The following is a 13,413-nucleotide window of genomic DNA, read 5'->3' as shown; positions in this document are numbered from 1 at the left end:
TTGCGCCAATTAACTGATAATGAGAAATAAAGATGACGTTTATTCGTGCCGGGCTCGTCGCGGCGTTACTGCTTCTGACCGGCTGTGATACCGGTAGTAAGGCGCAGCCGACGGTGCTGGAAGGCAAAACCATGGGCACTTTCTGGCGCGTGAGCCTGGTGGATATTGACGCGCAACAGGCGAAAAATCTGCAGCAGAAAATCCAGGCGCAGCTGGATGGTGACGACCGGCTGATGTCGACCTGGAAGGGTGATTCCGCGTTGATGCAGTTTAATCATTCCACCAGCACCGCGCCGTGGCCCGTCAGCGCCGCGATGGCGGACATTATCACCACTGCCCTGCGCGTGGGTGAAAAAACCGATGGTGCAATGGATATTACCGTCGGACCGCTGGTGAATTTGTGGGGATTCGGCCCCGATAAACAGCCGGTGAAGACACCGGATCAAGCGCAAATTGATGCGGCGAAAGCGCGCACCGGTTTAGCTCACCTCACGGTGATTAACCGTGCCGGTGAACAGTTCTTGCAAAAGGATCTGCCGGATCTGTTTGTCGATCTCTCGACGGTAGGCGAAGGCTATGCGGCGGATCATCTGGCGCGTTTAATGGAGCAGCAGGGTATCGGACGTTACCTGGTTTCGGTCGGCGGCGCGTTAGCCAGCAGGGGGTTGAATGCACAAGGCCAGCCGTGGCGCGTGGCCATTCAGAAACCAACGGATCGCGAGAACGTCGCGCAGGCGATCGTTGATATCAACGGGCATGGCATCAGCACCTCCGGCAGCTACCGTAATTATTACGAACTGGACGGCAAACGCATTTCGCACATTATCGATCCGCGTAGCGGACGGCCCATTCAGCATGAGCTGGTGTCGGTAACGGTTATCGCCCCCACGGCGCTGGAAGCGGATACCTGGGATACCGGCTTGATGGTGCTCGGCACCGATAAAGCGAAAGAGGTGGTGCAGCGGGAAGGGCTGGCGGTGATGATGATTATTAAAGAGGGCGAAGGGTTCCGCAGCTGGATGTCGCCGCAATTTTCCGCGTTCCTGCTAAAAGAAAAAAATTAAAGCGCAAGATTGCGGGTGCCTGAAGATGACCAGAGAGGCACAGTGAGGCTAAGCTTAGATAAGGAGCCTGACATGAACGACACCACTTTATTAGATGAACAGCGCTGGCAGCAGGTTTTAGCGCGTGATGCGCACGCCGACGGTCAGTTTGTCTTTGCCGTGTTAACCACCGGTATTTTCTGCCGACCCTCCTGCACGGCGCGCCATGCGCTGCGCCAGAATGTGCGTTTTTTCCCTGATATCCAGAGCGCCCTGGACGCGGGGTTTCGCCCCTGCAAACGCTGCCAGCCGGATAAAGCGCACCCGCAGCAGCAGCGCCTCGATAAAGTGGCGACAGCCTGCCGTTTACTGGAACAGGACGCGCCGATTTCCCTTGAACAACTGGCCAGTGAAGTGGCGCTCAGCCCTTACCATTTTCATCGGCTATTTAAATCCGTCACCGGCATGACGCCAAAAGCCTGGCAGCAGGCCTGGCGCGCCCGACGCCTGCGCAACGCGCTGGCAACCAGCGATACCGTGACCGACGCGGTTCTGGCGGCGGGTTTTCCCGATAGCAGCAGTTTTTATCGCCAGGCGGACGCATCGCTGGGCATGACGGCGCAGCAGTTTCGTCGCGGCGGCGATGCGGCGGATATCAGCTACACGTTGAGCGACTGTTCCCTTGGCCGCTGCCTGGTGGCTGAGAGCGAACGGGGGATCTGCGCCATTCTGCTGGCCGACAGCGATGAACAACTGCTTAGCGAACTGCGCTCAACCTTCCCGCGCGCCCGGCCCGCGCAGGGCAGTGCAGCGTTCAGCCAGCGCGTGGCCCAGGTTATCGCACGGCTCGATCATGACGATGCCCCGTTTACGCTGCCGCTGGATCTGCGCGGTACCGCATTCCAGTTACAGGTCTGGCAGGCGCTGCGTGAAGTGCCGGCGGGTGAAACAGTGAGTTATCAGGCGCTGGCCAACCGGCTGGGTAAACCACAAGCCGTGCGGGCGGTCGCCAGCGCATGCGCCGCCAACAAGCTGGCGATTGTCATCCCTTGCCACCGGGTAGTACGCAGCGATGGCGCGCTATCCGGCTATCGCTGGGGCACGGCGCGTAAAGCGCAGCTGCTACAACGAGAACGCCATAAAGAGGAGACCTAATGCTCGATCTGTTTAGCGGTGAACAACCCTGGCAAGAGCCGCTTGCGCCGGGGGCCGTTATCTTGCGGCGCTTTGCCTTAGCGCAGGATAACGCATTGATGAATGCCATTGCGCAGGTGGTGAGCCAGTCGCCGCTGCGCCATATGGTGACGCCCGGCGGCTATACTATGTCGGTGGCGATGACCAATTGCGGGCACCTCGGCTGGACCACCGATCGCCGCGGTTATCTGTATGACCCGGTCGATCCCTTAACGCAGCAGCCGTGGCCTGCGATGCCGACGGTCTTTTCAGCCCTGTGTCAGCTGGCCAGTGAAGCCGCGGGCTACCCGGATTTCCGCCCCGACGCATGTCTTATCAACCGCTACGCGCCCGGCGCGAAATTGTCTTTGCATCAGGATAAAGATGAACCGGATCTGCGCGCGCCGATTGTCTCGGTGTCGCTGGGTCTGCCGGCCATTTTTCAGTTTGGCGGCCTGAAACGCAGCGATCCCCTCAAACGTTTGCTGCTGGAACACGGTGATATCGTGGTTTGGGGCGGTGAATCGCGGCTGTTTTACCACGGCATCGCACCGCTGAAAAACGGCTATCACCCGCTTACGGGCGAGTGCCGTTACAACCTGACGTTCCGCCAGGCGGGTAATAGCGAACAAAAATAAGAATTATTCTTGATGAAAACCCTTAGCCGTTTAAACTGCTGGCTGATTTTGTTGACCGGGTTTTGTTATGGAATTGCTCATTCTTGTCTGGCGTCAGTATCGCTGGCCCTTCGTCGGTGTACTGGCGCTTAGCCTTGCCAGCGCCGCCTTTGGTATCGGCCTGATTGCGTTTATTAACCAGCGGCTGATTGAAACCGTCGATATGTCATTGACGGTGTTGCCGGAGTTTCTCGGTCTGTTGCTGCTGCTGATGGCGGTCACGCTGGGTTCACAGCTGGCGCTGACGACCCTCGGTCACCATTTTGTCTTTCGTCTGCGTAGCGAATTTATCAAGCGCCTCCTCGACACGCCCGTCGAACGAATCGAACAGCTGGGCAGCGCCTCGCTGCTGGCCGGGCTGACCAGCGATGTGCGCAATATCACTATCGCCTTTGTCCGCCTGCCGGAGCTGGTGCAGGGGATCATTTTGACGCTAGGGTCCGCCATTTACCTCGCCACCCTTTCGGGCAAGATGCTGCTGATCACCGCGCTGTGGATGGTGCTGACCATTTGGGGCGGGTTTGTGCTGGTTTCACGGGTGTACAAACATATGGCGACGCTGCGCGAAACAGAAGACAAGTTATATAACGATTTCCAGACCGTGCTCGAAGGGCGTAAAGAGTTGAATCTCAACCGCGAACGCGCAGAGCACATCTTTGAGCAGATGTACCTGCCGGATGCGCGCGAGTATCGCCACCATATTATCCGCGCCGACACGTTCCATTTAAGCGCGGTGAACTGGTCGAACATCATGATGCTGGGTGCTATCGGTCTGGTGTTCTGGATGGCAAACAGCCTCGGCTGGGCAGATACCAACGTTGCCGCTACCTACTCGCTGACGCTGCTCTTCTTGCGCACGCCGCTGCTCTCAGCGGTAGGGGCTTTACCCACGCTGCTTAGTGCGCAGGTCGCATTCAGAAAACTGAAACAGTTTGCGCTGGCGCCCTATAAAGCGGCGTTTCCGCGCCCGCAAGCTTTGCCGAACTGGCAAACTCTGGAACTGCGTGAGGTAACCTTTAAATACCAGGACAACGATTTTGCCATCGGTCCTGTCAATATGACGTTGAAGCGTGGCGAACTGGTGTTTCTGATTGGCGGTAACGGCAGCGGCAAATCGACGTTAGCCATGTTGCTTACCGGTCTGTATCAGCCGGTTTCGGGCCAGATCCTGCTGGACGGTAAACCGCTGGCGCAGGATAAACCGGAAGATTATCGCCAACTCTTTTCGGCGGTGTTTACCGATGTCTGGCTGTTTGACGAACTGTTAGGGCCGCAGGGCAAACCGGCGTCTCCGGTGCTGGTGGAGAAGTGGCTTATGCAGTTGAAAATGTCGCACAAGCTGGAGCTGAAGGAGGGCAAGATCCTCAATCTGAAGCTGTCGAAAGGGCAGAAAAAACGCGTCGCGTTGCTGCTGGCACTGGCGGAAGAGCGCGATATTTTGTTGCTGGATGAGTGGGCGGCGGATCAGGATCCCCACTTCCGCCGTGAGTTCTACCAGGTACTGTTGCCGCTGATGCAGCAGATGGGCAAAACCATTTTTGCCATCAGCCACGACGACCACTACTTCGTGCATGCCGATCGCCTGCTGGAGATGCGTAACGGCAAGCTGAGCGAACTGGTGGGGGAAGAGCGCGCGCTGGCTTCCCGTGATGCGGTAGCCCGCACCGCCTGATCTGATTTCCGCTTTATTCAACCGGCGGCGCTTGCCGATTTTTTCGCCAAACGCCACCGCTGTTTATTATTTTTTACACAACCTCCCGCTATGCTTAAGGCTCCTCCGCTCTGGCTTCAAAGCGTTTTGCCACATTCAGGGATCGACCCATGTCAGTGATTAAAAAGAACAGCGTCAAACTGCGCGACGAAGAGCGTGCACGGCTCATTTGGCTGCTGATCACTCATAAACCCCTTACCGCCGCGCTGCTTGGCGAGTTAACCCTTGTCGAGCAGGTCGACAGCGCCGAACTTGAGCACGATCTCGCGGAAGTGAAGGTGCTGGTCTCGCACCTGCCGCCGCCGGATTTAGCCGATACCCTTGAAGCGCTGCCGGTAGAGGAGCGCCATGCGCTGTGGCGCCTTATTGATGATGATAAGCGCGGGAAAGTGCTGCTTGAAGCCTCGGAAAACGTCTGGGATGACCTGATTGATGAGATGAGCGACCGCGCGCTGCTGGATGCGCTGCAGACGCTGGATATCGATGAGCAGATCTGGCTGGTGCAGCATCTGCCGCGAAATCTCACCGGACGGCTGATGGCGACGCTGCCGCCAACGGAACGTGCCCGCGTACGTCAGGTGATGCGCTATAGCAAAAACTGCGTCGGCGCGATTATGGCCTTTGAAGTCATCTCCGTACGCTCCGAGGCAACCCTGGCCGCGGTGCAGCGCTATCTGCGCCGTCTTGGCAAGATGCCGGAGAACACCGATAAAATCTTTGTTATTGGCCGTGATAACCGGCTGGTTGGCGAGCTGGCGCTGCAAACCATTCTGCTCAATACCGCCGGACGGCGCGTAAGTGAAGTGATGGATGCGGATCCTGTCACCTTTTCCCCGGAAGACGATGCGGAAAAAGTGGCGCGTACTTTTGAGCGCGACAACCTGCTCAGCGCCGCGGTGGTGGATGAAAACGGCATGCTGATGGGGCGGTTGACCGTCGACGAAATTGTCGATGTGCTGTATGAAGAGACCGATAACGATCTGCGTCAGATGGGCGGTTTAAGCGCTGAAGAGGATGTGTTTGCCCCGGTGACCAAAGCGGTGAAAAACCGTTGGGTCTGGCTGGCGACCAATCTGTGCACCGCCTTTATCGCCTCCAGGGTGATCGACGGTTTTGAACATACCATTTCACAGCTGGTGGCGCTGGCGTCGTTGATGCCGATTGTCGCCGGGATCGGCGGTAACACCGGGAATCAAACCATCACCATGATCGTGCGCGCGCTGGCGCTGCAGAATATTCAGCCGGGCAACTTCTCTTTTTTGATTCTGCGTGAGATGGGCGTGGCGCTGATCAACGGGCTGGTGTGGGGCGGCATTATGGGCCTTATCACCTGGTGGCTGTATAACGATGCGGCACTCGGCGGCGTGATGACGCTGGCCATGGTGCTGAACTTGCTGATGGCGGCGCTGATGGGGGTATTAATCCCGATGATCATGACCCGGCTGGGGCGCGACCCGGCGGTCGGTGCCAGCGTGATGATCACCGCCATCACCGACACCGGCGGCTTCTTTATTTTTCTTGGACTGGCGACGATTTTTTTGCTTTAAACAGCGACTTTTCCCGCAGCGCCGGCGGCGTTATCGCCAGAGTAACCAGCCCGGCGACCACGCCGATCGCCAGGTTGCCGGTGCCGACGGTGGCAATGACGGTAACCAGCATCACCAGCGTTTCGGCAACCGGCGCATGTTTCAGCGTAGCGGGCTTTATACTGCCCCAGTTAAAGGTCTTGAAGGCGACAATCGCCATAATCCCCGCCAGCACCACCATCGGGATTTGCGCCATCACCTCGCTTAACGCGGTCACCAGCAGCAGCAATACCAGCGCGGCGGCCAGCGTCGAAATACGCGTACGGCCTTTCCCCATCTCCACGTTAACAATGGTTTGGCCGATCATCGCGCACCCGGCAATCCCACCATAAAAACCCGCCAGAATATTAGCGACGCCAAGCCCGGCGCTTTCCCGCCCTTTATGCGACGGCGTATGGGTCAGGTCATCAACCAGTTTGGCGGTCAATAAAGACTCCATCAGCCCGACAAAGGCGATGCTCAGGGCGCAGGGCCAGATAATGCTTAAGGTGTGCAGATTAAACGGTACCAGCCACTGCGTCAGACCTGGCAAACCGCCCTGCATGGACCCCTCATCGCCTACGTCAGGCAGTTTTTGCCCGCTAAAGACGGTAAAAGCGGTCAGCAGCACAATCGCTACCAGCGGCGCGGGAATGCTTTTAAACCAGCGCGGCAGCCACAGCACAATAAGAATGGTCAAGGCGAACAGGGCGAGGATCAGCGGCTCTTTTTGCCAGAAATGGGGAACCTGGGCGAAGAAGATCAAAATCCCCAGCGCGTTGACAAATCCGGTCATCACCGCGTGCGGTATAAAGCGCATCAACCGCGACATACCGGTGACACCAAACACAATCTGGATAACCCCCGCCAGTAAAACCGCTGGCAAAATGTATTCCACGCCGTGCTGATGAACCATTGGACCGATAACCAACGCGACTGACCCTGCTGCCGCAGTGACCATCGCCGGACGGCCGCCGAGTAACGACATGCCAAGACACAGCACCACCGAGGCTATCAGGCTGACTTTTGGGTCGACGCCCGCAATCACTGAAAAGGAGATCACTTCCGGGATGAGCGCCAGCGCGGTGATGACACCCGCCAGTGCTTCACGCGTTAAGGCTTGTGGGGAGCGCAGGACGTCAACGACCCGGTTTGCTGACTGGATTGATTTTTCGGTCATAAAGATTCGCAGGTGAGAGTTGCCAAAATAACGACAAACGCCATCCATGCGTTCGACAAAGCGGGGGATGATAGCAGATTTTGCGGTTCGCTGACCAGAAATTAGCGTTAAAACTAATGCAAAAAATCAACTTATTAGTAACATTTATACAATGATAATTTAATCTTTAAACATTATTTAAATCTCACTTTGTAAGTGCTACGTTAAGGGTGTTAACAACTTGACCCTCAATAAATGCGAATAAAGCAGCACTAAAAGTAAGGCAATATCATCATGAAAAGAATGACTGCCAGGCTGTTTTCGATGGCTGTCGGGCTTAATGCTGTCTCAAAAGCAGCAAAAATGTCCGCATCGAACGAGCAGGAAACAGATGTGCTTTTAATCGGTGGTGGGATCATGAGCGCCACCCTGGGAACCTGGTTACAGGACCTCGAACCCAACTGGTCGATAACGATGGTAGAACGGTTGGATGCGCTGGCAGAAGAGAGCTCTAACGGCTGGAATAACGCCGGTACCGGGCATGCAGCGCTAATGGAGCTTAATTACACGCCGCGCAGCGCGGATGGCTCCGTCAGTATCAAAAAAGCCATCGAAATCAACGAAGCCTTTCGTATCTCCCGCCAGTTCTGGGCGCATCAGGTGAAAACCGGCGTGCTGCGCGAACCGCGCTCCTTTATCAATACCGTACCGCATATGAGCCTCGTCTGGGGCGACGACAACGTCAACTTCCTGCGTGCGCGCTACAAAGCGTTGCAGCAGTGCTCCCTGTTTCGCGGTATGCGCTACTCCGAAGATGCCGAACAAATTAAAACGTGGGCACCGCTGGTAATGGAAGGGCGCGACAGTGGGCAAAAAGTTGCCGCCACCCGCACTGAAATCGGTACCGATGTGAACTTCGGTGAGCTGACGCGGCAGATGATTGGTTCGTTGCAGAAAAAAGAGAACTTCTCTCTCAAGCTCGGCACCGAAGTGCGCGCGCTTAAGCGCAATGGGGACAACAGCTGGAACGTTACCTTGCACTCTCTGAAAAGCGGTGCTGAGCAGGTTATAAAAACCAAATTTATCTTTATTGGCGCAGGCGGCGCGGCGCTGAAACTGCTGCAAGCCTCCGGTATTCCGGAAGCGGCGGACTATGCCGGTTTCCCCGTGGGTGGACAATTTCTGGTGGCGGAAAACCCGGCGGTGGTCAATCACCACCTGGCAAAAGTTTACGGTCAGGCGACCGTTGGCGCGCCGCCGATGTCGGTGCCGCATATTGATACGCGCATTATTGATGGCAAACGCGTACTGCTGTTTGGTCCCTTCGCCACCTTCTCGACGCGTTTTTTGAAAAACGGCTCCCTGTGGGATCTGCTGCGCTCGACCAACTCGTCGAACATTTTGCCGATGTTAACCGTCGGGATGACCAATTTCAGCCTGGTGAAATATCTCGTTAACCAGGTGCTGCAAAATGAAGATGACCGCTTTGACGCCCTGCGCGAATATTATCCGCTGGCGCAGAAAGAGGACTGGCGTCTGTGGCAGGCGGGCCAGCGCGTGCAGATTATTAAACGCGAGGCAGGTAAGGGCGGCGTTTTACGCCTCGGTACCGAAGTGGTGAGTGATAAAGAGGGCACCATTGCCGCGCTGCTTGGCGCATCGCCTGGTGCCTCGACCGCCGCGCCGATTATGCTCGAACTAATGGAAAAAGTGTTCCCTGAACGCTTCGCCTCAGAGGCCTGGCAGACGAAGCTGAAACAGATCATCCCCTCTTTTGGCACCGAGCTGAACGGCAATATTGCAGCCGCCGACGAGGAGCTGCGCTACACCAGCGAGATCCTCGGGCTTAAATGCGATGAATCACTGGTGGCGGACGTTACCCCGCCGGTGCGCAAACCGACTACCCAGCCGCATAACGACGGCGAAACGGTGGCGGATATCGCCCTCTGATTGCCTGCTTGTTAACTGAAAACCGTAACCGCTGGGTTGCGGTTTTTTTTATCCCTGCGCTTTTGACTACAATGGGTTACTGATAAAAACGTCCATCCGGGAAGGAAGATGACGGAGAAGATAAAAAAGTTGATTGGCAAAGCGCTGAATAATTCCAGCGCCAATGAGGCAGCGCAGGCGCTCAAAATGGCCGCTGCGACCATGCAAAGCGAGGGCGTAAACCCAAACGCCTTTTTAGTGAGTAAGGGGACGGCGGATGAGCGTGCCGTGCTGGAGGCGGAATATGCTGAACTGAAACGCGCATTTGACCAGCAGCGGCGCAAGAACGCGCAGCTGGAAAACGCCTTAAAAGCCGCCGCAGGTAACCCGGCCGCGCTGCGCGAAGCGCAAGAACAGGCGAGCCACTGGCATCGTACTTCACAGGAGCAGGGGCAAAAACTGGGGGCGTTGCGCGGCAGGATAACCAGGCTGCTCGTGCTGGGCATTGTTGCGTGCACGGGGGCGTATATCATTGGCGGCGCGGTGGCGCATCACTCCTCTGACGCGCTGCAACTGCAGCTAAGCGATAAAGATAAGCAGATCGCTACGCTTAAAAATCAGTTACAGACGGCGACGACAGGTAAGCCGACTAAACGCCGGGCAGAAGCGGCTGCAAAAAATAGCCAGGCTAAAACCCCCAATGTTTTCGATCAATTTGATAGCAAGGATCCCGTCGACGCGCGCAAAGAGATTTATACCCTCAAAGCCGAGTGCATCAACGGGCGCGGTAAAAAATTGAACCCGGCGTGGACCGTTAATACCCGCAAGTTTGAAGTTGATGAATCGACAAAGCTGTTAGCCAACGGCTATTCGCTGTCACTGTCCGATAAAGCCGTTCCGGTGAACGGGCAGCGCTTTAAGCTGACTTATCCCGACGGCAGCGTGATCAACTGTAGCGTCGTTGATGCGCGATAAGGATTTCACCTTCGCTATCGCGCAGCCATACAAACGGATTAATGCCGATCCACTTAGGATCGGTTGACCGAACCGCTGTCAGGAATCAATCCGTCGCGCATAATATGCAACCGGCTCGCTAGCGCTTCGCGCCTGTAATTCTGGCAGCTACCGCTTTTGCCGCTTCAAGCTTGGCTTTCCCTGCTTCAGACTGGGCACCCGCTTCAAAGGCTTTGAAGTTCAATTCGACGTTCTCTATCGCTTTTTCTTTAAAAAACTGCGGCAGTTCAGAAAAAATGGACTGAAAAATGATTTCATACGCTAAGGCACGGCACTGCAAATCGTTAATCACTTCTTCAACTGGCTTCATACCCTCTCCTTAAAAAACTACAGCAATCATCGGCGAACAAGAGATACTCAGTCGTATGTATCTGCGACATGAATATGTAATATCGTTCACTTAGGCGAATAAAACCAGCGGAAGTCATTGCAAGAGCCTTGCATAAAAACAGTTAGACATCTGTCGCATCAGCATTTCTTCAAATTTTTGCGGGGTTAAAGCTTTAGTACCGCTGTCTTGTTCGTTACCGATGGACCGCTATTTTCATCAGTTATGAATACCACCATTTTTTGCCTAAGCCGCTAGAATTCTTTACAGTATTCAGTAGTCTTCATTAATAAGTTACGGTAACTACTCTCAATTTCATCACTACTGGCTCTTTAAGAGGAGGGAGGGAATATGCCACGCAATCTGGCACCTGCATACTGTGTTGTCCAACAGCCTGGCACTCTTGATTTCCAGGCGCGGATGCTTTTTCGTGACAGCCGCTCCGAAGCGGCTCGCCTTTTTATGCAGAATAATGTTGATACGCCTTGGCTGAATCCGGGGCAGATCATGATTGTAGCGGACCCTGGATCTTCACAAACCATGCACATGCTCAACGCTCTTCGGCAGGCGAAACAACAAACTAATAATGCCTTTGTTGGGGTAAGCTCTGACGAAGCTAGCTTTATGCAGCAACATTACGGTTTGATTGCTGCCCTCACCAGTGCAGGCGATAAAATTTTCGGCACCATAGGTGACGCGGGAGAAAAATACTTTTCTGAGATAGAAACTACCCTTAAAAAAATAGAAATAAGTTACCAGAATCAATTCCGAAGCCAAGGAACACTGATAAGCCAGCAGTTCTTTGTTGAACGTAACCAACTGTTCAACCAGCTAAAAGAACTTGTGAATAAACCTTTGTTGAAATCTTTGATCCGCAATGCGGTGAAGTTTAAGCCCTATGAAGATATGCGTAGGGCTTTGAATCTTTCCAGCCGTTCCATAGTTTATGAATGGTCTACCGTCGGACTCGGAGGGATACCCGGTTATTCAAGTTATGTTGGGAATGCGGCGAAAGCAGCTAAATTTTTAAAAACGGGAGGCTATATTGGAATCGGGTTTGCTTTTGCTGGCACAACGAACAATGTGGTGAGCGCTTGTACTAAGGGGCGTGAAAGCGAATGCAAAAGAACAGCGTTCAAAGAATATGGTAAGTTTGGCGCTTCAACTTTAACCGGGGTAGGGGCGGGTGCAGCGGGGTCCTTTGCTGGATTAGCAGTATGTACAGCTATAGGTGTCGCCACAGCAGGTACCGGCGCAGTTGTATGCGCGGCAGTAGGCTCGTTAGTTGCAGGTTATGCAGGTGCTGAAGCAAGCGACTTTGCGATGGATACAATTTATGAATATATGGGAATTTGAAGAGTGAAGTCAGCAATTGTGATCTTAATCATATTTCCTTCTCTTTGCCTGCTAATCAGCATACTACTCTATTTTTCCAATAGAACTACTTACCGCAAATTGATTTCCGATTTTCAAAAGAATCATACTTTCCCTCCTCCTTATTTATTGCATTGCAATATGGGTTACTTCGGCTCTCCGCTAATAAGTTATTTTTTTCTACACCTAAAAGAAAAGAAGAGGATCTTTTTTTTAGAAAAGAATAGCCAGGCCTATAACTTTGCCCAGAAAAGTGAACATTACGCTTCTATAAGTAGCCTGAAACCGCTCTACTATACATTTTTGGTGGGTTTTTCTTGCTGTTGCTTACTATTAATGATTGCAGTATGTATCAAGGTTAAATCATTATTTTTTCTATAAATCACAAAGACTTATGGCTAGCTAAAATTTCATTATATACATTCGGTAGTTTAAAGTTTTAGTTCCGATGTTATTCAGGGCACTGGTCGTTTTTACCAGAGATAGATTCCCGGGTGTGGAGTTTAATTTAGACATATCAAAAGGGAAGCCAGGCGAGATTTACGAGCCGTCCAGTGACGTGTCAGAAGGGGCACTACGGTCTGCCGGAGCATTGCGCCATTGTGCACGGACCATACACTAGCGGCGTGATAACCCGCAATAGACGCATAGATCTCACTACGGGAGTAAGTGGAATATGAATTTGTACCTAAGCCGCGCCCTGAAAACGTCGGAGGGAATTACTATGTTGTGGAGTAAAAGGGCGCTCGCCTTAAGTGCTATTTTCTGGCTTTATTCCGGACTCAGCTATGCTGAAAAAATCGAGTGCCCACAGTCTCTAACAGAAAATCACAAGCAATACCCGCTCTTTAATCTTGATGTATTTGAAGGGCCCCCAGAAGAAATGGGTTCTTTGATGCCTGATTCCGATGAAGCTGCTGTATGGACACTGAGTGATTCGCAGGCTGCGGCTAAAGCACGCAACACCGCTATGTTTCTTGTTTGTCAGTTTAAAGGGACAAAAAAGACGGTTACGTTGAAAATCCCGGCGAGCGCGAAAAAATGTTCAGCATGGATCGAGGGAAGTGCTGAACGCACACATATAACTTGCGAATAAGCCCATCGAAGTGCCAGATTTCGTTAAGACGTTCGCAACGAGATGCTGGCATTTCCTCAGCACACGCCACGTTCTTGAAACAAATTTCTCGTCTTAGTTCTTCGATATCACGCTCTTTTTGCGGGTGGTTTAGAGGAGCGACTCGCTGAGTCAGGCAACAAAAAAACCGCAAACTCAAAAAGTATGCGGTTTTTTGTGGGGTTTCCGTATGTAGTAGATACATCCAGAATGATGATTTGGTCGGCACGAGAGGATTTGAACCTCCGACCCCTGACACCCCATGACAGTGCGCTACCAGGCTGCGCTACGTGCCGACATGTGGCGCTAATAGTACCCTTTTCATC

The 13,413-nt window shown here is 53.7% G+C and carries 11 protein-coding genes and 1 tRNA gene; 9 read left to right on the top strand and 3 right to left on the bottom strand.

From position 1 onward, the window contains the following. Positions 1-26 precede the first annotated feature (26 nt). From apbE to mgtE, 5 genes are all read left to right on the top strand, one after another. Positions 27-1,064, top strand: coding sequence for an FAD:protein FMN transferase ApbE (gene apbE / locus RW65_RS20715; RefSeq protein WP_039058734.1), 1,038 nt, complete (start codon positions 27-29; stop codon positions 1,062-1,064). A gap of 72 nt (positions 1,065-1,136) precedes the next feature. Continuing rightward, positions 1,137-2,198, top strand: a complete 1,062-nt coding sequence (gene ada / locus RW65_RS20710; protein WP_039058733.1) for a bifunctional DNA-binding transcriptional regulator/O6-methylguanine-DNA methyltransferase Ada — start codon at positions 1,137-1,139, stop codon at positions 2,196-2,198. Further along, entirely contained in the window at positions 2,198-2,854 is a 657-nt protein-coding gene (gene alkB / locus RW65_RS20705; protein WP_039058732.1) for a DNA oxidative demethylase AlkB, read from the top strand. Before ada ends, alkB begins: the two co-directional genes overlap by 1 nt. 67 nt (positions 2,855-2,921) lie before the next feature. Then, positions 2,922-4,565: a multidrug ABC transporter permease/ATP-binding protein gene (locus RW65_RS20700; protein WP_039058731.1), complete on the top strand. Its 1,644-nt coding sequence runs from the start codon at positions 2,922-2,924 to the stop codon at positions 4,563-4,565. 149 nt (positions 4,566-4,714) lie between these two features. After that, positions 4,715-6,151 (top strand): magnesium transporter, encoded by a 1,437-nt coding sequence (mgtE, locus tag RW65_RS20695; protein WP_039058730.1) that lies wholly within the window; start codon positions 4,715-4,717, stop codon positions 6,149-6,151. Here mgtE and RW65_RS20690 read toward each other — a convergent pair. Then, entirely contained in the window at positions 6,114-7,349 is a 1,236-nt protein-coding gene (locus RW65_RS20690; protein WP_052250354.1) for a SulP family inorganic anion transporter, read from the bottom strand. The two genes, mgtE and RW65_RS20690, sit on opposite strands and share 38 nt — an antisense overlap. A gap of 273 nt (positions 7,350-7,622) precedes the next feature. On the opposite strand from RW65_RS20690, the gene mqo reads away from it, so the two are divergent. Continuing rightward, entirely contained in the window at positions 7,623-9,278 is a 1,656-nt protein-coding gene (gene mqo / locus RW65_RS20685) for a malate dehydrogenase (quinone) (RefSeq protein WP_039058729.1), read from the top strand. A gap of 108 nt (positions 9,279-9,386) precedes the next feature. Next, entirely contained in the window at positions 9,387-10,232 is an 846-nt protein-coding gene (locus RW65_RS20680) for a hypothetical protein (RefSeq protein WP_039058728.1), read from the top strand. Between the two features lie 118 nt (positions 10,233-10,350). Here the strand turns inward: RW65_RS20680 and RW65_RS20675 are convergent, their stop codons facing one another. Then, positions 10,351-10,581, bottom strand: coding sequence for a hypothetical protein (locus RW65_RS20675; protein ID WP_039058727.1), 231 nt, complete (start codon positions 10,579-10,581; stop codon positions 10,351-10,353). Positions 10,582-10,950: 369 nt separating this feature from the next. On the opposite strand from RW65_RS20675, the gene RW65_RS20670 reads away from it, so the two are divergent. Both RW65_RS20670 and RW65_RS20665 read left to right on the top strand, forming a co-directional pair. Then, positions 10,951-11,955 carry a hypothetical protein gene (locus RW65_RS20670; protein WP_039058726.1) on the top strand — a complete coding sequence of 335 codons (1,005 nt, stop codon included), beginning with the start codon at positions 10,951-10,953 and terminating at the stop codon, positions 11,953-11,955. 742 nt (positions 11,956-12,697) lie between these two features. Continuing rightward, positions 12,698-13,069 carry an STY0301 family protein gene (locus RW65_RS20665; RefSeq protein ID WP_039058762.1) on the top strand — a complete coding sequence of 124 codons (372 nt, stop codon included), beginning with the start codon at positions 12,698-12,700 and terminating at the stop codon, positions 13,067-13,069. Between the two features lie 237 nt (positions 13,070-13,306). On the opposite strand, the gene RW65_RS20660 is transcribed toward RW65_RS20665, so the two are convergent. Beyond that, positions 13,307-13,383 (bottom strand) — tRNA-Pro (locus RW65_RS20660). Positions 13,384-13,413: the final 30 nt, after the last annotated feature.

Source organism: Enterobacter sp. Bisph1 (assembly GCF_000814905.1).
Lineage (GTDB): Bacteria > Pseudomonadota > Gammaproteobacteria > Enterobacterales > Enterobacteriaceae > Kosakonia.
Note: the sequence above shows the minus strand (reverse complement) of the source record. Positions and strands in the feature narration are given on the sequence as shown.